The following is a 26,418-nucleotide window of genomic DNA, read 5'->3' on the forward strand; positions in this document are numbered from 1 at the left end:
TATTCGAAGACTATTTTAATTTTATTGTGAAAATTTCGGCTATCTTTATTCAAAACTGAATTTATTTTATCAAAAAGCTAAAAACTACGGAAAATAAAGATGCGAAGCTGAACTAAATTCAGCTTGACGGATTCGGTTTTCTGTTGTAAAAATCAATCTGAAAAAGGGTTGTTTTTTTTGTTTGATTCTTATTTTATTTTATCCTAACTTGGCTAAACAGAATGTAAGTAACTGATAATGACTTGCATTTATCTATTATTGCTAATAAATGGAACTAAATAAAAACTATGGAACTACACAATCAACTAAAAGAACTCGCTGAAAAAGTTTTACTATTAAAAGATAAAATTGAAACAGAAGAAAGCACAAAACATGCTTTCACTTTGCCTTTCATAAATATTTTAGGCTATGACGCTTTTAATCCGCTGGAAGTTGTTCCTGAATTTACAGCAGATTTAGGGCTTAAAAAAGGTGAAAAAGTAGATTATGCTATTTTTCAAAATGGAGAACCTATTTTAATTGTAGAGTGTAAAAATTGGAAACAAGATTTAAACGTTCACAATTCTCAATTGTTTAGGTATTTTCATGTAACAAAAACACGATTTGCACTTCTTACAAACGGAATTATTTACCGATTTTATACCGATTTAGATGCTTCTAATAAAATGGATGAAAAACCATTTTTAGAATTTGACATCACCAATATAAAAGAAAGTACCTCGAAAGAAATTGAAAAATTTCACAAATCAAAATTTGATGTTTCAAAAATTGTTAGCAATGCTAGTAATTTAAAATATACTAGAGAAATAAAAAATTTAATTGATATTGAGTTAAAAGCTCCTTCAAATGAATTTGTTAAATTATTTGCTAACAAAGCCTACAGCGGTAGGTTACACGCAAGTATTATGGAAGAATTTAAAGAAATAGTTGGTAAAGCTTTTACACAAATAATTAGCGAAAAAGTAAACGACCGTTTAAATTCAGCTTTAACCAAAGAGGTTGAAAAACAAAAAATTGAGGAAGAGGAAATCGAAGAAGAGCCTAAAAGCAAAATTGAAACTACCGAAGAAGAAATGGAGGCTTATCGAATAGTGGTTGCTATTCTTCGCCGAAAACTAAAAACAAGTAGAATTGTATTTAGAGATACCCAATCTTATTTTGGTATTTTGTTAGATGATAATAATAGAAAACCGATTTGCAGACTCCATCTTAACGGAATAAATAAATACATTAGTGTTTTTAATGAAGATAAAAAAGGAACAAAAATACCTATCGAAACTATTGATGCTATTTATGACTTTGAAAAACAATTATTAAAAACCGTAGAAAATTATGATGTTGAATTAGTATAATTTTTTTCTTACATATAGTATAAAAAAGCAATCTCATTTGAGGTTGCTTTTTTTGTTTGATAATCTATCAAAGCTTGTTTGAAAATTAAAGAAATTGTCAGTTCGAGTGATTTTTCCCTTCAAAAAATGGTATCGAGAACTTGTTTAAAAATAAAGCACCTAAATTATTTAGTTAAACTTAGACCTCACTAGTTTTAAAAACCTGTGAGGTTTGTTGCTACTCGAAGACTATTTTAATTTTATTGTGAAAATTTCGGCTATCTTTATTCAAAACTAAATTTATTTTATCAAAAAGCTAAAAACTACGGAAAATAAAGATGCGAAGCTGAACTAAATTTAGCTTGACGGATTCGGTTTTCTGTTGTAAAAATCAATCTGAAAAAGGGTTGTTTTTTTTGCTCCTTTAAAACATTTTTAAACATTTAAAAATCAATAAGATAAATTAAACATGCAACTAATTTATTTTTCATAACTTTAAAGAATAACTTTAAAGAGCTATGAAAAAACTACTGCAATACCTGCCTTTTCATTTTCTGATTTGTATTATTATTGGAATTCTATTGCAATTTCATACCGCTATTTGGTGCTATGATTTTAGCTTTTTAGTGCTTTTTATGTTGGCTTTTATAGGTGTTTTATTTCTTCTAAAAAAAAACGCTGTAAAGAAACTTTATTTTACACTAACAAGTCTTTTGTTTTTTATTTTCATAGGCATTTCAACTACTTTTTTACACAATCCTAAAAATTATGATTCTTATTACGAGCAACATATTACGGACAATTCAAACATCATCATACAAATACACAAAGTTTTAAAAACGAGTAATTATGCGCATAAATATATTGCCGATGTTATTCAAATTGATACTAAAAAAACAATCGGAAACGTTTTAATCAACCTTAAAAAAGATAGTATTTCAACGCTTTTAAATGTGGATGATTTAATTGTTACAACCGCTGAATTTAAAAATTTAACAGGCGCTTTAAACCCATATCAATTTGATTATCGAGAATATTTAGCTAAAAAATATGTGTATCAACAGGTTTTTATAAATCCTACTAATTATCAGAAATTAGCGGAAGGAAAAACATCCATTTATGGTGTGTCTGAACAATTTAGAAACAATATTCAAACTTCTTTAAAAGAGAAAGGCTTTAAAAAAGAGGAATTATCGGTAATTAACGCCCTGCTTTTAGGGCAACGAAAAAACATCTCCAAAAATTTACTTCAAAATTATACTAATGCGGGAGCGGTTCATATTTTGGCTATTTCAGGCTTACATATTGGAATTTTATTCCTGTTATTAAACAGCCTATTCAAACCGATAGAGCGGCTTAAAAATGGGCTGCTTTTTAAAACAATTATTATTTTAATATTGTTGTGGATGTTCGCTTTTATCGCAGGATTATCGGCTTCGGTGGTTCGGGCGGTTACCATGTTTACCTTTGTTGCCGTTGGTGCTTCTTTCAAAAGAAAAAAAGTGGTAGAGTATTCGTTAATTAGTTCGATGCTTTTTTTGTTATTGCTAAAACCCTTATTTCTATTTGATGTTGGTTTTCAACTAAGTTATTTGGCGGTTTTTGGAATTATTTGGACGCAACCACTACTCTACAATTTATGGATTTCTAAGTTTTGGCTGTTAGATAAATTTTGGCGTTTATTAACCGTTTCTATTGCTGCACAAATAGGAATATTACCCATAAGTTTGTATTATTTTCATCAATTTCCTGGCTTATTTTTTATTGCAAACCTATTAATTATTCCTTTTTTAGGAAGTATTTTAATCGGTGGGATTTTAATTATAGTTCTTGCTCTTTTAAAAATACCCTTACAAATTTTGTTCGATTTCTACGGATGGATTATTTTATTAATGAATAAAATGGTGGCTTTAATTGCCAATCAAGAACAGTTTTTATTTCAAGAAATATCCATGTCTTTTTATAAGATGATACTTTGGTATGTTGTTATTATTTTTACGTATCAATTTATTATCAACAAAAAAGCCAAACAATTTATGTTATTGCTTGGCTCGATAATGCTGTTACAAATAACCTTTATTTTTGAAAAAAACAAGCAACAAACAACCTGTGAATTGATTGTTTTTAATAAAGGAATAAAAAATATGATAGGAATACGAAATGGCAGTAATTTTAACGTTTTACACAATTTAGATTCTTCTAAAATAACCACTGAAAGAAGTATTAAAAGCTATCGAATTCACGAAAATATAAATAGTGATTTTTTAAATAAAATACCTAATATTATTGCTTTTAAAAACGATACTATTTTAATTGTTGATGATTTAGGTATTTATAATATAGAACTTCAAAACGCAATTGTAATCTTACAAAAATCACCTAAAATAAACCTCGAAAGATTGATAAAAAAGTTAAATCCGAAGAAAATAATTGCCGATGCTAGTAATTACAAAAGTGATGTAAATCTTTGGAAAACTATTTGTAAAAAACAAAAAATGCCGTTTTACGATACTCGAAAAAACGGCGCTTTTATCCTTAAATAAATAAGATGTAAAACCTTTTAAATAGTACTTTTAAATTCTTTTTCAAAAGTTGTCCATTCAGTGGTCTTGTAAGTGTCTTTTGTAAAAAAGTTAATTATTTTTTCAAAGCGTTGCTTTTCTAAATAACCTGGAATTGTTTGAATTAATCTTTTTTCAGGATCAAAAAATGCCGTAGAAGGATAACTCATTTGTCCTTTCATAATTTGAGCGGCTAACTCGTGGTATTTCATACCATCTTGCTTTATATATTTATAGGTTGTTCCATTAAAACTGATGTCGTCTTTACCTTCGCCATCCATTTTTACGGCGTAATAATGCTTGTTAATATAGCTAACTAGCACATTATTTTTATAGGTTGTTTTGTCCATCTTTTTACACCAACCGCACCAATCGGTATATAAACTAACTAAAATAGGCTTCGGATTTGCGGTGTTTTTTTCAATAGCTTCTTCAAAAGTAAGCCAATTTACGTCTTCTTGGGCGTTTACATTAACTGAAATAATCGCTAAAAATAATACTAAAAATAAGTTTTTCATATCTGTTAAGTGTCAATAAGTATTCCAAATTTACAAAAAAACCTGTCAATTATTAAAAATTGACAGGTTTTTGAATTGTTTATGTTTTAATATTTTAATTATTTAACACCGTGCATTAATTTTTTTAACACCGGGTTTAACGAAAGTACTAGTAATCCTGCTACAAAAGGAACTATCGTAAATATTAAAAAGAAGGTAGATAAATCATAGGCTTCTGTTATTTTTTCTATACTTCCACCAAGTACTGCCGCTAGTTTATTACCAATAGCAATTGCAAGATACCACATACCAAACATTAATGCAATCATACGTGCTGGTACTAATTTAGATACATACGACAACCCTACTGGCGACAAGCATAATTCACCTAAAGTGTGAAATAAATAGGCTAATATTAACCAAACCATACTTACTTTTACTCCTGCTTTTACTCCGTATGCTCCGTAAGCTAGTAAACCAAAACCAATAGCCATAATAATTAAACCTAAGGCATATTTACTTGCTGCTGAAGGATTGTATTTACTTTCCCACCATTTAGAAAACATTGACGCAAAGGCAATAATAAAAAATGAGTTTAAAATACTAAACCATGAAACTGTTATTTCAATTTCACTATCGTTTATTGATGCTACGGTTGCTTTTACAATACCGTTATCTTTATGTAATTCTTCAGCTCTTTCTTTTGCATGTTTTAATCTATCAGCATCTAAATATCCGAAGTTTTCTCCAAATTTATCTTTAGGAATCATTAAAATATTAGCGCCTACTTCTAATTTTACAGGCTCACCTATTGAGGTCGTTTTATCAACAACAACATCAGTATCTGCTAATTTAGTACTTTCTGTTATTGCCTTATAAGCATACATCACGTTACCTTTTTCATCTTTTAAACTATTACCTTTTTTATCGGTTTTAACAGTTTTCACAGCTTTATAAACCACATCGTATGAGGTAGTGTCGTGATCTCTTTTAAGCATCCATCCTGCTACAGCCCAAACACCAGTAAAACAAATGATTAAAACAATATTTGATCCTGGTATAATTTTAAAAGTACGCTTACCTAATAAGTATAATACGTAGGTAATAATACATAACGGAACAACTGTTAACAAGGTATTTAAAACATTAAATAGCACTGCATAATTACCCGTTAACACTCTATTAACATTATCTCTTGCAAAAATTACTAATGATGACGCTCCTTGTTCAAAAGACATCCAAAAGAATACGGTAAAAAAAGCAAATATAATTACAGCAAACATTTGATCTCTTACCACGGTAGAGTATCTTAATATTCTTGAAATTACTAGGTATAAAAATAATATTAATCCGAATATTGCCACAGCATATTGCCCTGATAACCCTGCTACTTCGAAAGGAAATAAATTAAGGTTTCCTATTTTGTCTAAAGGATCATTAAACGCATACGCAACACCAATTACCGATGTAACAGCAATTAATATTTTATCAACTAAGGTATAAGGGTTTGGCTTTTCTTCTGTTTCAAGTACTGTTTCACTTTGCTTTTTAGCAGTTTCTTTTACAGTATTAACTTCCTTTTTTACTTTAGATGGCACATCTCCTATTGTTCCAAACAAAGGTTTTGCTAACCAAAATTGTAGTGTTCCTAAAAGCATAAAAATTCCTGCTAATCCGAAACCGTAAGCCCATCCTACTTTTTCGGCAACATAACCACAAAGCATCATTCCAAAAAAAGCTCCTGCATTTACTCCCATATAAAATATGGTGTAAGCGCCATCTTTCTTTTCTGGTAATTCTTTGTACATCTCAGAAATGATAGAACTAATATTTGGCTTAAAAAAACCAGTTCCTAATACTAGCAATCCTAAACCTAAATAAAGTGAAAATTCAGTTTCAAAAGCCATAGAAACGTGTCCTAGTGTCATAATTACAGATCCTATTACAACTGCCCAACGATATCCTGTTAATCTATCGGCAATAACTCCACCTAAAATTGGTGTTAAATATAAAGACATCGCATAAGTACCAAATAAAGCTGCTGCGTTTTCAACCGACCACTCCCAACCTGGGTTAAAGCCGATAAGACTCATGGTTAAAAAGTTAATTAATAGCACTCGCATACCATAAAAAGAGAAACGCTCCCACATTTCGGTAAAAAACAGCACAAATAATCCTGCTGGATGTCCTAAGACAGTAGTATCAAAAAAACTTTGTTTTTTAGTATCACTCATTATTATATATTTTAATTTTAATTATTTACATTTAACTGAGCATCTTCTGCACCGTGAGTTAATCTTTTTAATGGTTTTAATATTAAAAGGATAAGGATTCCAAAAAGAGTACAGAAAACTGCAATTCCTGTAAATATTTGAAATTCTCCTGCTCCTTCAGACATTGAACCTACTAAACCTGCAACTTTATTTCCTAAACCTGTAGCGGCAAAATAAGCTCCCATCATAAATGAAGCATACTTTACAGGTGCTAATTTTGTAATAAATGATAAGGCTACTGGAGAGGCACATAGTTCACCAATGGTGTGAAATAAATAGGCTAACACTAACCAAATCATTGCTGATTTTTCAATTACTTGATCACCATTCATTACCACTTCGGTACTTGCTTTACTCATAAAGAAAAAACCAAAAGCCATAATAATTACACCAATCGCCATTTTAAATAATGATGATGATTCTTTTCCTTTTTTACCCCATTTATACCAGAAACCACCAACAGCAGTACCAAATACAATGATAAAAAATGCGTTGATTGACTGAAAAGTTGCCGAAGGAACTTCATATCCTATAAATGACAACAATCTATCTGTTTTTTGTTCGGTATATAAACTCATTAAACCTCCTGCTTGCTCAAAAGCTCCCCAGAAAACAATGATGATTAAAAATGATAAAAACATCACTAACATTCTATCTTTTTCAATAGCGGTTAATGGTTTTTTCATTAATTCTTTATTTGGCGAATCTTGTGTTCCCATAAAATCACCAACACCTTCTAAATGTTTAATTCCATACATGTAAACAACCTGTCCTAAAGCCATACCAATACCTGCCAATCCGAAACCAGCATGCCATCCGTAGGCTGCAGCAACAATACCAACTGCTAAAGCACCTATAAATGCTCCTAAATTAATTCCGGTATAAAAAATATAAAAAGCTTTATCTCTTCTATCATCTCCTTTAGGATATAATCCCCCTACCATTGTTGAAATATTTGGTTTTAAAAAACCAACACCCGTTACAATAAAAAATAAGCCTGTAAAAAACGCCCATTGTGCATCTACTGCTAAAATACCATGCCCAATACACAGTAATATTCCACCTAGCATTACGGCTTTTTTCTGTCCTATATATTTATCGGCAATCCAACCACCAGGTATTGAGGTGATATAAGCAAGCATTGTATAAGTTCCATAAAAAGAAATTGTTTCGGCGTTTGACCAACCAAAACCAGATTGTGGATTTCCTAACAATATCGGTGCCGCTAAATACAATGTTAAAATTGCTCTCATACCATAATACGAAAAACGCTCCCACATTTCCACGAAAAATAATACATATAAACCTTTAGGATGTCCTAAAAACTCATCTTGTTTTACAGTGTTCATATTTTATTTATTTTATAAATTATTTTTAATAAAGTTTGTCATTTTCGTGTATAAATGCAAACGAGTATTACCACCGTAAATTCCGTGATCTTTATCAGGATACATTCCCCATTCAAATTGCTTATTAGCTTGAATTAAAGCTTCCGCCATTCTGTATGCATTTTGAACGTGTACATTATCATCGCCTGTTCCATGGATTAATAAGTACTTTCCTTTTAATAATTCTGGGTAATTTAAAGGAGAATTTGCATCATAACCTGTAGGATTTTCTTCAGGAGTACGCATGTAACGCTCGGTATAAATAGAATCGTAAAAACGCCAAGTAGTAACAGGTGCTACTGCGATTGCTGTTGAAAAAACATCATTTCCTTTTAAAATACAATTCGTACTCATGTGTCCACCGAATGACCAACCCCAAATACCTACTCTTTTTTCGTCAACATACGGTAAATTAGCTAATTTTTTAGCGACTGCTATTTGGTCTTCCGTTTCGTATTTTACCAAGTTTAAATAGGTAACTTTTTTGAAATCTCTACCTTTAAAACCAGTTCCTCTACCATCAACGCAAACAACTATGTAACCGCTTTGTGCTAACATTTGATGCCAATAATCGTTTGAATTATTCCAGCTATTTTTTACACTTTGAGAACCAGGTCCTGAATATTGATACATTAATACAGGATATTTTTTATTTGCATCAAAATTAGCAGGCTTAATCGTGTACATATTTAAGTCGTTTCCGTTTACATTAATGGTCGAAAACTCTTTTTTACTTAAATTATATGTTGAAACTATTTGCTTTAAAGCAGCGTTGTCTTTAATTGTTTTTAATACTTTTCCTGCATCGTTTCTTAAAGAATAAACTCTTGGCGTAGTTGCATCCGAAAAAGTATTGATAAAATACTTCATGTTTTTACTAAAAGAAGCATTATTTGTTCCTGAAGGATTACTTAATATTTTTTTATTTTCACCCGATAAAGAAACACTATAAACACCTCTATTTATTGATCCATTTTCAACCGATTGGTAATAAATTGTTTTTTTATCAGCATTAAAACCATAGTAATTTGTTACCTCCCAATTTCCTTTAGTTACTTGGTTTATTAACTTCCCTTTTTTATTATAATGATACATATGATTGTAACCATCTTTTTCACTAGACCAAATAAAGCTATTATCATCTAAAAAAGTTAAATCATCATTTACCGCTACATAAGCAGCATCTTTTTCATTTAAAATTAATGAAGTATTGTAGGTTTTAGCATTGATAAAATACATTTTTAAATCATTCTGATGACGATTTAAAGTACGAACTGCTAAAATATTATCGTCTTTTGTCCAGTTGATTCTTGGAATATATTCATAATCACCAAAAATCATTTTTGCTGTTCCGTTAGTACTTAGCGTATAAATATGTAAGGTTACTTTGGCGTTATCTTCCCCAGCTTTCGGGTATTTAAAAACGTGTTGCGTAGGATATTTCTCTTTTCCGTACACATCCATTGAAAATGTTTTAACAGCACTTTCATCAAAACGTAAAAAAGCAAGATGATTACCATTCGCACTCCAATCGAAAGCTCTTACGAAAGCAAATTCTTCTTCGTAAACCCAATCGGTAATACCGTTGATAATTTTATTTTTTTCACCATCGTTTGTAACCTGAACAAGCGTATTGTTTGAAAAATCTCTAATAAATAAATTGTTGTTTTTTGCATACGCTACTCTTTTACTATCTGGCGAAAAAGTAGGACGTTGAATATCTTCTCCAATTAACTTCAATGTTTTTGAAGCAATATCATACATATAGAATGTTCCTAGAAAAGAATGACGAAAAATAGGCTTAAAATTAGTTCCTAAAATAAGTTTTGTTTCATCGCTATTAAAGCTATAAGAGTCAAATCTTTTTAAACCGTTTAAATTAGCACCGTTTACGATAGTTTCAACCTTTTCTAAAGTTTTGTAACTGTATTTATCTACGGTTGAATTTCCATTTTCAGTATTCAATAAGGAATAAAAATCATCATTCATTGAATTTAATGAATTCATGTAATCAGCTCTAAACGTGCCTTTTCTCCATATATCTTCTAAGGAAATATCTTTTTTTTGCGCTTGCAATAATGTAGATAATCCTATAAAAAGTAGTAGTATTTTTTTCATGTTAGATTGTTGTTTATCTGAAAAGTTTGCCAAGTTTACGGAAAAATCAGCGAAAAACGTGTCAAAAAAATCATAAATACTAAATAAGCAGCCTATTTTAATAGGATTCATTTATCTTTGAAGCACCTAAAATTAAATGAGAATGTCTAAAATTATTGCTGGATTTTCTAAACTTACCAAAGAAGAAAAAATAGCTTGGTTAACAGAAAATTATTTTTCTAACCAACCTGAAATTACACAAACATTAAAACAATATTGGAATGTAGATCAAAAGCTACAACAACTACATGACGATTTTATAGAAAACACCATTTCTAACTTTTATATGCCCTACGGAATTGCGCCAAATTTCATCATCAATGGGCAAGATTATGTAATTCCGATGGTCGTTGAAGAAAGTTCTGTTGTTGCGGCGGCATCGTTAGTTGCAAAATATTGGAGTACTCGTGGTGGTTTTAAAACCCAGGTTATTTCTACCACAAAAATCGGGCAGGTACATTTTATGTATCAAGGCGATAAAAAAGCGTTGACAACTTATTTTGAGCAACAAAAACAAGCTTTATATAGCGCAACGGCTTCGATCACCAAAAACATGGAAAAGCGTGGTGGCGGTATTTTAGATATTCAATTGATTGATAAAACCGATAAACTTGCTAATTACTACCAACTTCATGTCGCTTTTGAAACAAAAGATAGCATGGGTGCAAACTTTATCAATTCTTGTTTGGAAGCTATTGCAAAAACTTTTCAAAAAGATGATATAGAAATTGTAATGAGTATTTTATCGAATTATGTTCCACAGTGTTTGGTTCGAGCTGAAGTTTCTTGTAAAATTGAAGATTTAGGCGGAGAAAACCCTCAGAAATTTGCTCAAAAATTTGAACAAGCTGTTAAAATTGCTGAAATAGAACCTTACAGAGCCGTTACGCATAATAAAGGAATTATGAATGGTATCGATTCGGTGGTTTTAGCCACAGGAAACGATTTTAGAGCTATTGAAGCGGGCGCACATGCCTATGCTTCAAAAGATGGACAATACCGAAGTTTAACACATTGCGAAACTAAAAACGGAATCTTTAAATTTTGGATTGAAATTCCGCTTGCTCTTGGAACTGTTGGCGGTTTAACGGGCTTGCATCCGATGGCAAAATTATCGTTAGATATGATGCAAAAACCTTCAGCAAAACAATTAATGGAAATTGTTGCAACTGCAGGATTAGCTCAAAATTTTGCCGCTTTACGTGCTTTAACAACCAAAGGAATTCAGCACGGACACATGAAAATGCACTTGCAGAATATTTTAAATCAGTTAGAAGCAACATCCGAAGAAAAAGAAATTGTTAGCACTTATTTTGATAACAAAACTGTTTCTCATAGCGCGGTAGTTGCTAAAGTTAACGAATTAAGAAACTAAAATTTTGGATACATTTTACAGCAACGGAAAATTATTATTAACAGGTGAATATCTTGTTTTAGACGGCGCAACATCGTTGGCTGTTCCTACTAAATTTGGGCAAGATTTAACCGTTGAACCCATTAAAGAACCACAGCTTATTTGGGGAAGTTTTACCAATACTGGCGAATGCTGGTTTGAAGCTACTTTCGATTTGCCAAAATTACGACTAACCTCTGCCACTTTTCATTCTGATAAACAAGGAAGTGCCGAATTTATTGCCGAAACTTTATCAGATATTTTACAAGAAGCTAAAAAATTAAATCCTGATTTTCTAAGCGATAAAAACGGTTATCTTGTAAAAACAAACTTAACTTTTCCTCAAAATTGGGGATTAGGAAGTTCATCAACGTTGATAAATAATATAGCAACTTGGGCAAAAGTAAATCCGTTTATTTTGTTGCAAAATGCCTTTTCAGGAAGTGGTTATGATATTGCTTGTGCAAGTAATAATACACCGATTTTATATCAATTATTAGCAAAAAAACCTGTTGTATCAAAAGTGGAATTCAATCCTCGTTTTGCAGATGAATTATTTTTTATCTATTTAAATCAAAAACAAAATAGCCGAGAAGGAATTGCACAATATAAAGAACACAGAGAAAGTGCTAAAAAATTAATTCCTGAAATAAACGATTTAACAGAAGCATTTTTAAAGGCAGATTCTACTAAAAACATCAATAAAATAATCGTTGAACACGAACAAATAATCAGTTCAATTATTAAACAAACACCTGTAAAAAAACGACTTTTCCCAGATTATTTTGGCGAAATAAAAAGCTTAGGTGCTTGGGGTGGCGATTTTGTTTTAGCTACAGGAAATGAAAACACAGTAAATTATTTCGAAGATAAAGGATATGATACAATTGTTCCTTATCAAAAAATGGTTTTATAATAGTTTTCAGAAAAATATCAAAATTATTCAAACGGATAAAAATAAATAATGAAAAAAGTAATTATTATAGGTGGCGGTGCTGCAGGACATTTTACAGCAATTAATGCAAAAGAACAAAATCCTGATTTAGATATTACCATTCTTGAAAAAGGAAAAGAGGTTTTACAAAAAGTAAAAATTTCTGGTGGCGGACGCTGTAATGTTACACACGCTTGTTTTGAACCCAAAGAATTAGTAAAATTTTATCCAAGAGGAGAAAAAGAACTTTTAGGTCCTTTTCATCAATTTATGACAGGCGATACTTTTCAGTGGTTTGACGACAGAGGCGTTCCGTTGAAAATTGAAGATGATAACAGAGTTTTTCCTGAAGAAAATACTTCGCAAGCAATTATTGATTGTTTTCAAAATTCTATTGATAAATTAGGAATTAAAGTCTTAAAAAATCACGGTGTAAATTCTGTTGAAAAACAAACCGAACAAGAGGGTGGAAAATGGCTGATAAACACAAAAGAACAACAATTTGAAGCCGATTATTTAGTAATTGCGGCTGGTAGTTCTAAAAAAGTTTGGGATTTATGTAAAACTTTAGAGCATACAGTTGTTGAACCTGTGCCTTCATTATTTACTTTTAATATCAAAGATAAAAGAATTATAGATTTAGGCGGAATATCTGTTCCAAATGCTGATGTAAAATTAGTAGGAACAAATTTAGAAAACTCAGGACCTTTATTAATTACACATTGGGGATTAAGTGGTCCTGCAATTTTAAAACTATCAGCTTTTGGAGCACGTATTTTAGCTGATAAAAATTATCAATATAATGTTTTAGTAAATTGGTTAGGACAAGATTTTGAGGATGTTTTAGACGAATTATCTGCTTTAAAAAGTTCTCAAGCAAGAAAACAAATACATTTAAAATCGCCATTTGCTGATATACCTCGTCGTTTATGGGAACGTTTTGTAAGCGCATCCGAAGTAAAAACAACCCAAAACTGGGGAGATTTAAGCAATAAGCAGTTAGAGAATTTAGCAACGCAATTAACAAAAGGATTGTTTAACGCCAACGGGCGAACCACTTTTAAAGATGAATTTGTAACTGCTGGAGGCGTTGATTTGAAAGAAATTAACTTTAAACGTTTTGAAAGTAAACTACATAAAAACTTATTTATGGTTGGTGAAGTTTTAAATATTGATGCTGTTACTGGCGGATTTAATTTTCAAAATGCGTGGACAGGTGCTTATATTTGTGCCAAAAGTATTGCGGAATAATTAGAGCCTGTTTAAAAATTAAATAAACTGTCAGTTCGAGTTATTTTTTCCTTCAAAAAAATTGTATCGAGAACTTTTTTAGTATAAAATTTATCAACATATAAAAATCCAAATTCTCGATACAATTTTAATTCTTTTTAGTCATTAAAATCACTCGAATTGACAGGAGTCATCAAAAAAAGGCTAATAACTGTGGCAAATTAGGATGCGATGCTGAAATAAATTCAGTTTGACGTTTATCTCTTTTGAAAAACACTTTTTTAAAACTTAAACAAGCTATAAAACAATAAAAAAGCCTTTTTCAAATTTGAAAAAGGCTTTTTTTATATAAATTAACAACGAAGTGTTAAAGCAAATTTTTAAGCGTTCGCCATTGCTTTTTTCGATTTTCTGTAAGTAAAAGAATTAAAAATATTTCTTTTTCCAAAGTTATTTATCGATTTTGCGTTTACAAATTTGATAAATAATTTCTTACTAACACCAAAGTATTCATACGTATTACCATCAGTAAAAGTAACCTCTAAAGACATACTTTTATGTTGATAATCAGCAACTCTTGATTCTGTAATAGTCGCTTTATATTCTTCAGCATGAGCCTCTTTCGTTTCAGGAGCAATACTTACTAAAAAATGATACCCATCAATAATTTGAGTACTTACTTCTTCTGCTTCTAATTTCTTTTCTTCGTCTAGAAATTTATCTGGATGCCACTCTTTTACCAATCCACGGTAAGTGGTTTTTAATTCTTTTAAAACTATAGGACCTTCTACCTTAAAAAGCTTCTTATATTCTTTTATACGTTTCATCTGTATGAAATAATTTAGCCCGCGAAATTACTCAAATTATCTGAATATGAGGCGCAAAGCTGTTAAAATTTAAAATTTTTTATTTTTTTTAGGAAAAATTCATGCTAAATACTTCAAAAACAATTCCTAATTTAATAACTCATAACCGTACCGTAATACAATAACTGAAATGTTTTCACCTCTAAAAGCAAGCAATTTAATGCCATCATAATACCATAATTAGATCTATCGGTAAAATGATACTCAAAATAATTTAATTGATTTTCTTCAAAATCATAATAAATGGTATCTGTTTTAAAATAATCTTTATAAAAATTGTCTAATTGCGATAATTTGTGCCCATTCATTTTTACTGCAAAGGCATATAAATCATCTATTTTTAATTTTAGTTTCCTTCCTTTAAAACTCAACTCATTATTACTTGTAAAAAGTATTTTTTTATATGCATCTTCAGCCAACATATTGTATAAAATTTGCTCTGTATTTATTTCTTTCTGAAGCGTTTCTATGTATTTTGATAAAATATTAGATACTTTATTTAGCCCAGCAATTTTCAGTTTCGTATGCTGAAACATCAATGGTTTTTCTTGTGATTGTTTTTCAAAAAAAGCCGTTCTGCCAGCAATAATTTCATTGTTTATACGAATTGCCGTTGTGATTGATCTATGTGCCGAATAGCTAGTAAATTTATGCTGACTAAACCCACTAATCGATAGCAAAAAAAGAACCCTAAAAATAACACTACGCTTCATAAATATACAACTTAATTAAGCAGCTAATAAAAGAAGATTATTTTGGTTCGCTTGCGGTTATAAAACACAAACGAACCAAAGCAAAAATTATTCTTCTTCCTCTTCTCCTTCTTCCTGGTAACAGTTAAATACAATTGTATAGCCGTATTCTACCGCTTCTTCGTATAATTCTTTTTGTTCTTGATCAACATCATTTATCGAATCGAGTGTAAAATACTCCTCCTCTATTTCTGTTAATTTCCATCCTTCATCTTTTATATAATATTTTGCAAGTTCAAGAGCGCCTGAAATATCTTTATAATCGATATACAAACTTACATAAGCCCCTACAACTTTATCATAATGTTCTGATGATTTCTTTGGTTTTGCTAAAGCATTTATTAAAAACATATTTTTATTTTTTAAGTTAAATTAAGCGATTTCTCCTCGGTGAGGCTTTAAAGCATCTCTAAAAATTTTCATATCATTTTCAGCGACAACAATAAAAGCAATACTGTGCATAGGATTCAATTCTTGGTGATTTACCTGATCATACTCCAAACCATCTATTTGCGCAAATTCTTTTAAATGAATGCAATGATGCTTTGCCGTGGCTAAGCCATCTGGTCCTTTAAAATCCCAAAGTAGTTTTATTTTCCTGCTCATATATCTTGTACTATTGTTACAAAACAAAAATACTTATTTAGATGCTAGAAACCGATTAAAAAATAATTTTATTGTTTAAATTTAATAATTTTTTGAAGCTATTTCCCGCTTTTCGCACTCGCTTTTTTTATTTTTCAAAAGAAAAAAATAAAAAAGAGCTCAAACAATTGCTACAATCGGGGCTAGGAATTTTAGTTAATTTTCAAAAATTAAACACTACTATTTTAATCAAAAAAAAGAAAGTCAAGCTTTAAAAAAATAATTTTAAAATAACACTAACTACTTTTTTTTATTAAGTCACAAGGAAACTGTTAAATTTTTCTCAAAAATGCTCATTAATATATACATTTTTACCTCATACAGGTACTTTATTGATATTAATTAGGTAACAGCTATATTATTTAAGTTATTTGAGTAAATAATTTAAATTTTTTTAACATGAGAGTAACATTATTATGGCTACTTTTTCTTGTATCGCAGTTTACATTTGCGCAAGAAAAAACGATATCTGGGGTAGTCTCAGATGAATCTGGAGGACTTCCAGGAGTTAGTATTATTATTAAAGGAACCACTACTGGTGTAGAAACTGATTTTGATGGTAATTATTCAATTAACGCTAAACAAAATGACATCCTTGTTTTTAGTTTTGTAGGTAAAGCTACACAGGTAAAAACAGTAGGAGCTTCTAACAAAATTAATGTCGTACTAGCTGATGATGCAAACTTATTAAACGAAGTTGTAGTTACTGCTTTAGGGATTAAAAGAAAATCAGATGAAATTACTACGGCAAATCAAGTAGTAAAAGCAGACGAAATTACCAAAGCTGAAGTACCTACGGTTACTCAAGGTTTAGTTGGTAAAGTATCTGGTTTACAAATTAACACAACAAGTCAAGGTGCAAAACCAACTTTTGATTTAAGATTACGTGGTAATAGATCTTTAACTGGTAACAACAGTGCTTTAATCGTAATTGATGGTGCTATTTCTTCTAGTGTTGTATTAAACGCTTTAGATCCTAAATCTATCGAAAGTGTAAACGTTATAAAAGGTGCAAATGGTGCTGCTTTATACGGTTCTGACGGAAGTAACGGGGTATTAATCGTTACTACTAAAAAAGGAAATAATGACGGTAAATTTAGAGTAACAATTGGTACTTCTGTACAAATTCAAGAATTAGCATATTTACCAGAAAGACAAACTACTTACGGTCAAGGTTGGGGTCAAGGAATTAACTTAGGTGAAAATGGTGGATGGGGTCCTGCATTTGATGGTTCTATACAACCAGTTGGTGTAGCTGCTCCTGGATTTGAGCAAATGTATGCGCCATACGTAGGAAACCCTGATAACATTAACGATTTTTTTAACACAGGTTTTCAAAGACAACATAATATTGGTCTTTCAACGGGTAGTTTAGCAGATGGTTATGTAAACTTTTCAGCTGGTTTATTAGATGTAACTTCTATTATACCTAATGAAAAATATAAGCGTAGTTCTTTTAATTTTAAAGCTGGTAAAAAAGTAGGGAAACTTACCGTAGATGGTGCTGTTTCTTATATTGTTGATAGTGAAAAAGTAGCAAGTTCAGAAACTGCTCGTGGTGATAACTCTGTGTATGGAGCTTTATTACAAACACCTACAAATATAGATGTTAATCGTTTTAAAGATCTTCAAGGTGATGAAAGAAATACACGTCACTGGAACTCTTATTATTTAAGCCCTTCTTGGGTATTAGACAATGTAAGATCTACCACTAAAAGTGATATTATTAATACCTCTATAAACTTAGGTTATGAAATTAATGATAATATTAACTTTAGTGTTTTAGGAAATGCTGTTTTCCGTCAAACAAATAAAGAGTACAAAAGAAACGCTTTTAACGAGCCAACAGTACAAGTAGGTGACAGAACAGCTTCTTCAACTTTTTCTACTCGTAACAGAACAACAAGAGAAGTTTATAGTAACTATAAATTTAATTTTGACTATAACTTAACAGAAGATATTACTTTTAAAGCAAATATTGGTGGTGATATTAGAGAATTTAACCGTAAATATTTATATTCATCAGTTGATAATTTAGCTATTGAATCTTTAGCAAATATCGCTTCTGGTGCTTCTGCTCCTTCAGTTACTGATGCTAAATATTTAAGAAGAGCTTTTGGTGTTTTTGGAAACTTTGATTTCGGTTTTAGAGATTATTTATTTTTAAACCTTACAGGTAGAAATGATTGGACATCTAAATTATCGAAAGATAACAATTCATTCTTTTATCCATCAGCAGGGGTATCTTTTGTACCAACAAAAGCATTTCCTAGTTTAAAAAATGATGTATTAAACAAAATGAAATTATCATACTCTTTCGTAAAAGTTGGTAATGACGCTGCAGGTACTTATGCTATTAATGCTATTTATGAAAAGCCAGATGCTTTTCCTTATGGAACTGTTACTTCTTTTCGTCCTGACAGAACTATTACAGACCCTAACTTAACACCTGAGTTTACAGCTTCTCATGAATTTGGATTAAATGTAGATTTATATAGAAGTCGTATTACTTTAGATGCAAGTGTGTTTTCATCTAAAAATACTGATCAAGTTGTTCAGGTTGCTGCATCTAGAGCGAGTGGTCTTACAACCGCAGGTATTAATATTGGACAAACTTCTTCTACTGGTTTTGAAATTGATTTAGGTTTCGTTCCTGTTAAAACTGAAGATTTCCGTTGGGATCTTAGAGCTAGTTACTCAACAAATAAAACTGTCGTTGATAAAATTTCAGATTCATTAGACGAAGTTGTAATTTCTAACGATAATTCTGTTGATATTGTAGCCCAAAAAGGACAAGAATTCCCTTTAATTAAAGGTATTGCTTACCAAAGAGACGACAAAGGAAGAGTTATTATAGATGCTAATACAGGAAACCCTTTACAAACAGATGCTAAAGTAGTATTAGGAAAAGTTACTCCTGATTATGTTTTAGGATTATCTTCTAGTTTTAACTATAAAAACTTTTCTTTATCAACAACACTTGATTATAGAACAGGACATAGTATTTACAGTAGTGTAAAACAAGAATTATCAAGAAACGGTTTAGCTGTTGAAACAATTCAATCGGGTCGTAAAGGTTTTATATACCCTAACTCTGTAATAAAAGGTGCCGACGGAAAATTCACTCCTAATACAAACGTTATTACTGGAGGAACAACTTCAAATTCTATTACAAATTACTACACAGGTAGTTTTAACGATACACAAGAGAACTTTGTTTTAGATGCAACTGCTTTAAAAGTACGTGAAATTTCATTAAGCTATGATATGCCAAAAGACTTCTTAAAAAACACAGGAGTTAGTACTTTACAGATAGGTTTAAGCGCAAGAAATCCTTTTGTTATCTTATCTAAAGAAAACAGAGGTTTTACAGATCCTGAGTATAATTCTACAGGTGGTGATAATTCAGCAAATGCTGGTGGAGCTGCAAGGTATGATTTATTACCTCCTACAAGGTATTATGGGCTTAGTGTTAACTTATCTTTATAAAATTAAATTATGAAATTATTTAGAAATATATTATTAGGAACCGCCGTTCTTTCATTAGGGGCATGTTCTGATTACTTAGATGTAAATACGGATTTAAACAATCCTACACAAGTAACAAAAGGAATTCAATTACCAGCTGCTTTACTTGATTCTTATTCAGGAAAAGTTGTAAATGGAAACATTTACGGAAACGTATTAATGGGGAGTTGGTCTGGTAACATTCTTAACTTTACAGGAGCTTATGACCCATGGACTAAGTTAGATATTAAAACTGGTGATGTTTCTTGGTTATGGAACTCTATGTATTTAGGAGTTTCTGAATTAGACAATATTATTCAAACAAGTACGCCTGGTGTAGATGATTATTATAAAGCAATTGCTTTAATTAATAAATCTTTTTACATGCAAACAATTGTTGATTTATGGGGTAACGTACCTTATTCTGAAGCTTTTAAAGGAGGTAAAAACTTATCGCCAGCTTACGATGATCAGAAAGAAATTTATCGTGCATTAGTTGCTAACTTAAACCAAGCGATTTCTTTAATTAATAATGCAGACCCTGTTCTTTCTAACATTCCTAGTACAGCAGAAGAAACAGATAAAGAAACTGGTGTTGTAATAACCCCAAGTATATCTCAAGATATTGTATATCAAGGAGACATGACCAAGTGGGTTAAATTAGCAAACACCGTTAAATTACGTCTTTTAGTAAGACAGTCTGATTTAACGGATGCTGAAACAGTAGCTTATATCAATAAAGAAAAGGCTAGTTTAACTCAAAATGGAGGTTTAATTGGTGCAGGAGAAACTGTTACTATAAACCCAGGATTTAACAATTCTAACGAAGACAAAAACAGCCCGTTTTATAATCGTTTTCACGATTCTGAAGGAAAAACCAACAGTTGGTACGCACAGTCTGCTGCTGCTGAGCATGCTATTAATTTTTTAAATGGAAATTTAACAGGAGTTGCTGACCCTCGATTAAAAACACTTTATAATAGTTTTAAAAATGATGCTGGAGATGACGAATATGCAGGTATTAAGCAAGGTGCGTTAAAAGCAGAGTCGCCTAAAAAAGTATCTAGTATTGGAGCAATTCCTTTTAAAGGAGGCGCTGAAGCTAATGGTATTTTAATTAGTTCGGCACAATCATTATTCTTACAATCAGAAGCTGCCTTTAAAGGATTAATTTCAGGAGATGCTAAGGCATTATTTGAAAGTGGTGTTAGAGAATCACTTAGTCACCACGGTATTACTAGTGACGAAATTGAAGCTTACATGTCTCAAATTAGCACAATTAATAAATTAGGTTGGGATGCTTCTACGAATAAAATAGAAGCAATTATGACTCAAAAATGGATTGCTTTAAATAGTGTAAATGCTATTGAATCTTTTATTGAGTATAGCCGTACCGGATTTCCTGTTACACCAATGCCTTTAAGAGCAACTAGTAATAAAAAACCAAATCGTTTTCCTTATCCAGATTCGGAATACTCAGGTAACACTGCTAATGTAACTGATCAAGGGGTGTCTCAAAATGATATTTTTACCAAAACGATATTCTGGGATACTACAAAATAATTTTTTAAAATTAGAAAAAAAATGAAAACAATTAAAATAACACTATTTTTTATAGTAGCGCTACTTGCTTTTTCTGCATGTCAAGAAGATCAAGAGTTTACTAGTGTAGATAAAAACGGAGCCTACATCGTAGGTTTTGAAGGAGCTAAAACAATTTCTCATTTTGAAGATAAAGGACCTGTAGTATCAGTAGTTCCCGTTAAATTCTTAGGAGGAGGAGATGGTCAATTCTTGAAAGAAGATTTAGAGGTAACAATTAAGGTTCTTGCAGATAAATCTTCAGCAACAGAAGGTACTGAATTTTCTTTAGAGACTAAAAAAGTTACACTTAAAGCAGGTGATGATTTTGCGCTAATCCCTTTAACCGTAAATACAGGTTCTTTAAATTTATCTGTTCCTTCTAAAGTAGTTTTAGAAATTAGCATTGAACAAGGTAATAATGTTGTAATAGGATCTAATAACAACCAAATTGCAATAACTTTTGTTGGATGTAAAGCTACTCTTGAAGATTTTACTTACGATAATAAAATGGTAGGTGCTGAATACGACGGATCTCCAACATTAAGAGATTACCCTAATGAGCCTATTGTTTTACACGATGGAACTCCTAACTTATACAGAACTGCAACAACTTTTAGATGGGGAGTAGGTGATTTAAGCCCTCCTGCTAATTATGATGGTTATGTATTTGAAGTTATTTGTGGTGAAGTATTTATTAAAGACCAACAACTAGGGGGTTACTGGGGTAATGTAGTTCAATCTTTAGATGGTGATGAATCAACACCTGCAGGTAAAGTTGATGCAGATGGAAATATTACTATTGAATACAAAGTTGTTTTTGATGGGAAATTTCGTAAGGTAAAAAGTACATATACTAAAAAATAAATTAAAATAATGATGAAACATATTTTATATAAAACAGCCTCGCTAGCACTTATTGCACTAGCTATGGCGTCATGTGATCCAGAATTCACAGAAACAGGCATGTTAACAACAGAAGATAGAAGACCTATTGCTACTGCTTCTGTATCTTCTTTACAGATAGAAGAAGGGAAAGATGCTACTATTAAATTTACCCTTGATAAAGCAATTATTGAACCTTCTATCTTATTAGTTTCTTTAGTAGGGGCTGAAAATGATGAAGAAAACAACCAAGTTTTAGAAGATTTTTCTTTAAACATTCAAGATCAAACATCTTCATCTCTTGAGCAGGGTCGAGGTTTTGAATTAAGAATTCCTGCTTATGCTACAGAAGTAGAGCTTAATATTTCAGCTCTTGTAGATAGTTATAGTGAAGGTAATGAGAAACATGTATTACGTATTGAAGATCACACATACAATCGTGTGAAAACAAGCAAAGAAGGAAATCCTATTTTTATACCTATTACAATTAAAGATATTCCTACTTTAGATTTAGCTATAAACCACGAAAGTGTATTAGGACCAAACGGAACTGATTTATGTGAAGCAGGAGTTGAATTTTACTTATACTTAGTAAGTGCTGATGGTACTTATATTGATCCTGTTCAAGATGACTGTTCTTCAAAATTCACGTTAAATGCAAACACTTTAAAAAGTGGTGAATATACTATTGAAGGATACATTGGAGGTTATGGTGATTTTCCTAGAGATCCAGTTGTTAATTTAACTGTTCCTTTTAGTATGGGTGTAGCGAAGAAAGCATCTAATTCTGTAAATTTAACTTTTAGTACTGCAAACGGTGCTTGGGATCAAATGGTAGATGCAGGAACTGTAACTGTAAACGACGATTCTACTTATATCGTAAAAGATGCTAATGGAAAAGTTTTAGTAGATACTACTAAATAATAGTATATAATTATTTGAATTAATATATTTTATTTATTACTAAAAAGGCTGTCTTTAAAAAGACAGCCTTTTTTTATTTTCAAATAACTGCTACAAAACATATCTTTGTTATAAATAGCAACAAAATTGAATACAGCAGATTTTATTTCAAAAAAAGTAACAGAAACAATTCAAAAAGCCACTTACACTTGGCAAACACCTAGTAATATTGCTCTGGTAAAATATTGGGGAAAAAGCGAACCGCAAATTCCTAAAAATGCGTCTATCAGTTTTACGCTAAATAATTGCCATACCATTACAACTATTGAGTTTGAAAAAATAGCAAAAAGCAATACCCCTACTTTTGAGTTATTTTTCGAAGGAAAAAAGAAAGAAGATTTCAAACCGAAAATCGCTAAATTTTTTGAAAGAATACAAGAATACTGCCCGTATATTTTAGACTATAAAATGATTATCTCTTCTGAAAATTCATTTCCTCACAGTAGCGGAATTGCATCATCAGCAAGTGGAATGTCGGCAATTGCCATGTGTTTATTGAGCTTAGAAAAAGCCTTAAACCCTGCTTTAACTGCCAGTTTCATCCATAAAAAAGCCTCTTTTTTAGCCCGTTTAGGCTCAGGAAGCGCTAGTAGAAGCATCGAAGGAAAATTAGTAGTTTGGGGAAAACATCCTCAAATTGAAGGAAGTTCTGATTTATTTGCCGTTAAATTTCCTTACAAAGTACATCCTATTTTTGAAAATTATTGCGACACCATTTTATTGGTCGATAAAGGCGAAAAACAAGTTTCATCTACTGTTGGGCATAATTTAATGCACGAGCATCCCTACGCCGAACAGCGTTTTATACAAGCAAATGAAAACCTGTCGAAATTATCTGAAATTCTTCAAAACGGTAAGACCAACGAATTTATCACTTTAGTAGAAAGCGAGGCGTTAACCTTGCACGCAATGATGCTTACTAGCAACCCGTATTTTATATTGATGAAACCAAATACGCTTGAAGTTATCAATAAAATTTGGGAATATAGAGCCCAAAATAATAGCAATATCTGTTTTACTTTAGATGCTGGGGCAAATGTTCATATATTATATCCTGAAAACGAAAAGAAAAATGTGGAGCTGTTTATCAAAAATAAGCTAGCCGATTATTGCCAAAAAAATCAGTATATTACAGATTATGTAGGTTTGGGAGCTAAGGAAATACATGCTTAATTGATCAAAAAACATGAAAAAATCAACAATAATAATCCTGTTATTTTTGAGCTTATTAAGCACTGCTGTTAGCGCTCAAAAAACAATTTGGCTCGATAAAAACAAGCAAGAAACCGTTAAAGGAAATCATGAATATTACAGTATTCAAGAATTTAAAGGCACGCTAAAAACATTTTATAAAACAGGTCAGCTTTTAGAGCAAGGAAAATATAACAACAATCAAAAACAAGGCGTTTGGAAAACCTTTTACAAAAACGGCAAAATAAAAACCAAAGGAAAGTACCGAAACAACAAAAAAATAGGGGTTTGGAAAACTTTTTACAAAAACGTGTACTAGTTTGTAAACTAACCGTTTTACCTGTACTTTTGCAAAGTAATTAAAACAGCTATGAAAGGACCTTTATTTTACGCAAAAATATTACTTTTTGGAGAATACGGAATTATTAAAGACTCAAAAGGCTTGGCAATTCCTTTTAATTCTTATAAAGGCGTATTAAAATCAGCCAATACCTTAACAGGGGAAGCTCAAAAATCAAACGCTAATTTAGCAAAGTTTCAAGAATATTTAAGTACGCTAAATTCTGATATTGTTTGTTTTGACACAGCATCGTTTAAAAATGATATTGACAAAGGAATGTATTTTGATTCGTCTATTCCTCAAGGCTATGGCGTTGGAAGTTCTGGTGCTTTAGTTGCCGCTATTTACGATAAATATGCCGCTGATAAAATTACCGTTTTAGAAAACTTAACCCGTGATAAATTATTAGTTTTAAAACAAGTTTTTTCATTAATGGAATCTTTTTTCCACGGAAAAAGCTCTGGTTTAGACCCGTTAAACTCGTATTTAAGTTTGCCAATTTTAATCAACTCGAAAGAACATATTGAAGCTGCCGGGATTCCTTCTCAAAAACAAGGAAAAGGCGCTGTTTTCTTATTAGATTCTGAGCAAGCAGGAAAAACCGAACCGATGGTTAACATCTTTATGAACAAGATGAAAAACGAAGGATTTCGAAAAATGCTAAGTGAAGAATTTTCATTACATACCGATGCTTGTATTGATGATTTTTTACAAGGAAACGTAAAATCGTTATTTGGCAATGTTAAAAAATTATCAAAAGTTGTTTTAACAAATTTCAAACCGATGATTCCTACGGCATTTCATAAAATTTGGGAAAAAGGAATTCAAAGCAACGAATACTACTTAAAACTTTGCGGTTCTGGTGGCGGTGGTTATATTTTAGGATTTACCGAAGATTATGAAAAAGCAAAAACAAGCTTAAAAGACTATAAATTAGAATTAGTGTATCGATTTTAAGATGTATTTTTATGGATAGGCTATCAGCAAAAATAATTGTAAAAAAACTATTCAGCCTTCTATCAGTAGTTAGAGGTTATAATATATTAGTACTAATAGCAGCCCAGTATTTGGCTGCTATTTTTATTTTTTCTGATCAAAAATCAATCAAACCCGTACTTTTTGACTGGCATTTATTATACCTAGTTATTGCCACTATTTGTGTGGTTGCGGCAGGCTATATTATCAATAATTTTTATGATAAAAATGCTGATAAAATAAATCGCCCCATAAAAACAAGCTTAGATTCTTACGTAAAACAAGAAACGAAATTATCGCTCTATTTTTTTTTAAATTTTACAGGTTTTGGCTTCGGATTATTAGTTTCTTGGAGAGCCGCCTTCTTTTTTGCTGTTTATATATTTAGTATTTGGCTATATTCTCATAAGCTTAAAAAACATCCTTTTACAGGCTTAATAAGCGTTACTACCTTAACCATACTTCCTTTTTTTGTGCTTTTTGTACATTATAAAAATTTTTCAAAAGTAATTTTTGTACATGCTATTTTTTTATTTTTAATTATATTAATTCGTGAATTGATTAAAAATTTAGAAAACATTAAAGGCGCTATTATTAATAATTACAACACATTTCCTGTAAAATATGGCGAAAAAAACACCAAAAAATTAATCATTTTATTAATGTTTTTAACCCTTGCCCCTATTTGTATTTTATTTAATTATCCCGCTATTGAATACATGAAATATTATTTCTATTTAGCCGCATTTGTTTTAATATTTATTGGTTTTTACACCTGGAAGGCAAGCAAAACAAACCAATACCGTCTGTTACACAACATATTAAAAGTATTATTATTAATAGGCGTATTTAGTTTACTTTTTATTGATAAGACTTTAATTTTAGATAAAGTAGTTACTGCTTTAGATTAAAAAATCATATAATTAACCTATATTTGCACCCTTTTTAA

21 protein-coding genes are annotated in these 26,418 nt (G+C 30.9%); 13 read left to right on the plus strand and 8 right to left on the minus strand.

Annotated features, from left to right (window positions below; all coding sequences use genetic code 11):
- Window positions 1-287: 287 nt before the first annotated feature.
- On the plus strand, window positions 288-1,352 hold the full coding sequence (locus DPIF8902391_RS06775; RefSeq protein WP_172505384.1) for a type I restriction endonuclease: 1,065 nt from the start codon (window positions 288-290) through the stop codon (window positions 1,350-1,352).
- A 497-nt stretch (window positions 1,353-1,849) separates the two neighbouring features.
- On the plus strand, window positions 1,850-3,874 hold the full coding sequence (locus DPIF8902391_RS06780) for a ComEC/Rec2 family competence protein (RefSeq protein WP_172505385.1): 2,025 nt from the start codon (window positions 1,850-1,852) through the stop codon (window positions 3,872-3,874).
- A 17-nt stretch (window positions 3,875-3,891) separates the two neighbouring features.
- On the opposite strand, the gene DPIF8902391_RS06785 is transcribed toward DPIF8902391_RS06780, so the two are convergent.
- The 4 genes from DPIF8902391_RS06785 to DPIF8902391_RS06800 all read right to left on the minus strand — a co-directional run bounded on the left by DPIF8902391_RS06785 (window position 3,892) and on the right by DPIF8902391_RS06800 (window position 10,168).
- On the minus strand, window positions 3,892-4,410 hold the full coding sequence (locus DPIF8902391_RS06785; protein WP_058885825.1) for a thioredoxin family protein: 519 nt from the start codon (window positions 4,408-4,410) through the stop codon (window positions 3,892-3,894).
- 98 nt (window positions 4,411-4,508) lie between these two features.
- Entirely contained in the window at window positions 4,509-6,623 is a 2,115-nt protein-coding gene (locus DPIF8902391_RS06790; RefSeq protein ID WP_172505386.1) for a peptide MFS transporter, read from the minus strand.
- Window positions 6,624-6,640: 17 nt separating this feature from the next.
- Window positions 6,641-8,011 carry a peptide MFS transporter gene (locus tag DPIF8902391_RS06795; protein WP_172505387.1) on the minus strand — a complete coding sequence of 457 codons (1,371 nt, stop codon included), beginning with the start codon at window positions 8,009-8,011 and terminating at the stop codon, window positions 6,641-6,643.
- A gap of 12 nt (window positions 8,012-8,023) precedes the next feature.
- Window positions 8,024-10,168 carry a S9 family peptidase gene (locus DPIF8902391_RS06800; RefSeq protein ID WP_058886309.1) on the minus strand — a complete coding sequence of 715 codons (2,145 nt, stop codon included), beginning with the start codon at window positions 10,166-10,168 and terminating at the stop codon, window positions 8,024-8,026.
- A 142-nt stretch (window positions 10,169-10,310) separates the two neighbouring features.
- On the opposite strand from DPIF8902391_RS06800, the gene DPIF8902391_RS06805 reads away from it, so the two are divergent.
- Genes DPIF8902391_RS06805 through DPIF8902391_RS06815 form a run of 3 tightly spaced genes read left to right on the plus strand, consistent with a single transcriptional unit; the run spans window position 10,311 to window position 13,785 of the window.
- Window positions 10,311-11,582: a hydroxymethylglutaryl-CoA reductase, degradative gene (locus DPIF8902391_RS06805; RefSeq protein WP_172505388.1), complete on the plus strand. Its 1,272-nt coding sequence runs from the start codon at window positions 10,311-10,313 to the stop codon at window positions 11,580-11,582.
- Between the two features lie 4 nt (window positions 11,583-11,586).
- Window positions 11,587-12,516, plus strand: coding sequence for a GYDIA family GHMP kinase (locus DPIF8902391_RS06810; RefSeq protein WP_172505389.1), 930 nt, complete (start codon window positions 11,587-11,589; stop codon window positions 12,514-12,516).
- A 48-nt stretch (window positions 12,517-12,564) separates the two neighbouring features.
- Window positions 12,565-13,785: a BaiN/RdsA family NAD(P)/FAD-dependent oxidoreductase gene (locus DPIF8902391_RS06815; RefSeq protein WP_172505390.1), complete on the plus strand. Its 1,221-nt coding sequence runs from the start codon at window positions 12,565-12,567 to the stop codon at window positions 13,783-13,785.
- Window positions 13,786-14,144: 359 nt separating this feature from the next.
- On the opposite strand, the gene DPIF8902391_RS06820 is transcribed toward DPIF8902391_RS06815, so the two are convergent.
- The 4 genes from DPIF8902391_RS06820 to DPIF8902391_RS06835 form a co-directional block, all read right to left on the minus strand.
- Window positions 14,145-14,591, minus strand: a complete 447-nt coding sequence (locus DPIF8902391_RS06820; protein ID WP_058885831.1) for a KTSC domain-containing protein — start codon at window positions 14,589-14,591, stop codon at window positions 14,145-14,147.
- Between the two features lie 131 nt (window positions 14,592-14,722).
- Complete coding sequence (locus DPIF8902391_RS06825) at window positions 14,723-15,343, minus strand: hypothetical protein (protein WP_058885832.1); 621 nt, start codon at window positions 15,341-15,343, stop codon at window positions 14,723-14,725.
- A gap of 87 nt (window positions 15,344-15,430) precedes the next feature.
- Window positions 15,431-15,733, minus strand: coding sequence for a hypothetical protein (locus tag DPIF8902391_RS06830; RefSeq protein ID WP_058885833.1), 303 nt, complete (start codon window positions 15,731-15,733; stop codon window positions 15,431-15,433).
- Window positions 15,734-15,754: 21 nt separating this feature from the next.
- A complete protein-coding gene (locus DPIF8902391_RS06835; RefSeq protein ID WP_058885834.1) occupies window positions 15,755-15,988 on the minus strand; it encodes a hypothetical protein in 234 nt (77 codons plus the stop codon).
- Between the two features lie 438 nt (window positions 15,989-16,426).
- On the opposite strand from DPIF8902391_RS06835, the gene DPIF8902391_RS06840 reads away from it, so the two are divergent.
- From DPIF8902391_RS06840 to DPIF8902391_RS06875, 8 genes are all read left to right on the plus strand, one after another.
- Window positions 16,427-19,516 (plus strand): SusC/RagA family TonB-linked outer membrane protein, encoded by a 3,090-nt coding sequence (locus DPIF8902391_RS06840; protein ID WP_172505391.1) that lies wholly within the window; start codon window positions 16,427-16,429, stop codon window positions 19,514-19,516.
- 9 nt (window positions 19,517-19,525) lie between these two features.
- Window positions 19,526-21,097, plus strand: a complete 1,572-nt coding sequence (locus DPIF8902391_RS06845) for a SusD/RagB family nutrient-binding outer membrane lipoprotein (RefSeq protein WP_172505392.1) — start codon at window positions 19,526-19,528, stop codon at window positions 21,095-21,097.
- Window positions 21,098-21,118: 21 nt separating this feature from the next.
- The gene (locus DPIF8902391_RS06850; protein WP_058885837.1) at window positions 21,119-21,982 is read left to right on the plus strand and encodes a hypothetical protein; all 864 of its coding nucleotides are present in this window, start codon (window positions 21,119-21,121) and stop codon (window positions 21,980-21,982) included.
- Window positions 21,983-21,991: 9 nt separating this feature from the next.
- Window positions 21,992-22,924: a hypothetical protein gene (locus DPIF8902391_RS06855; RefSeq protein ID WP_172505393.1), complete on the plus strand. Its 933-nt coding sequence runs from the start codon at window positions 21,992-21,994 to the stop codon at window positions 22,922-22,924.
- Between the two features lie 126 nt (window positions 22,925-23,050).
- The gene (locus tag DPIF8902391_RS06860) at window positions 23,051-24,136 is read left to right on the plus strand and encodes a diphosphomevalonate/mevalonate 3,5-bisphosphate decarboxylase family protein (RefSeq protein WP_172505394.1); all 1,086 of its coding nucleotides are present in this window, start codon (window positions 23,051-23,053) and stop codon (window positions 24,134-24,136) included.
- Between the two features lie 13 nt (window positions 24,137-24,149).
- Window positions 24,150-24,473, plus strand: a complete 324-nt coding sequence (locus DPIF8902391_RS06865) for a toxin-antitoxin system YwqK family antitoxin (protein ID WP_058885840.1) — start codon at window positions 24,150-24,152, stop codon at window positions 24,471-24,473.
- 51 nt (window positions 24,474-24,524) lie between these two features.
- Window positions 24,525-25,451, plus strand: a complete 927-nt coding sequence (locus DPIF8902391_RS06870; RefSeq protein ID WP_058885841.1) for a mevalonate kinase family protein — start codon at window positions 24,525-24,527, stop codon at window positions 25,449-25,451.
- Between the two features lie 11 nt (window positions 25,452-25,462).
- Window positions 25,463-26,380 (plus strand): geranylgeranylglycerol-phosphate geranylgeranyltransferase, encoded by a 918-nt coding sequence (locus tag DPIF8902391_RS06875; RefSeq protein WP_058885842.1) that lies wholly within the window; start codon window positions 25,463-25,465, stop codon window positions 26,378-26,380.
- Window positions 26,381-26,418: the final 38 nt, after the last annotated feature.

This window comes from Tenacibaculum finnmarkense genomovar ulcerans (assembly GCF_900239495.1).
Classification (GTDB): domain Bacteria; phylum Bacteroidota; class Bacteroidia; order Flavobacteriales; family Flavobacteriaceae; genus Polaribacter; species Polaribacter ulcerans.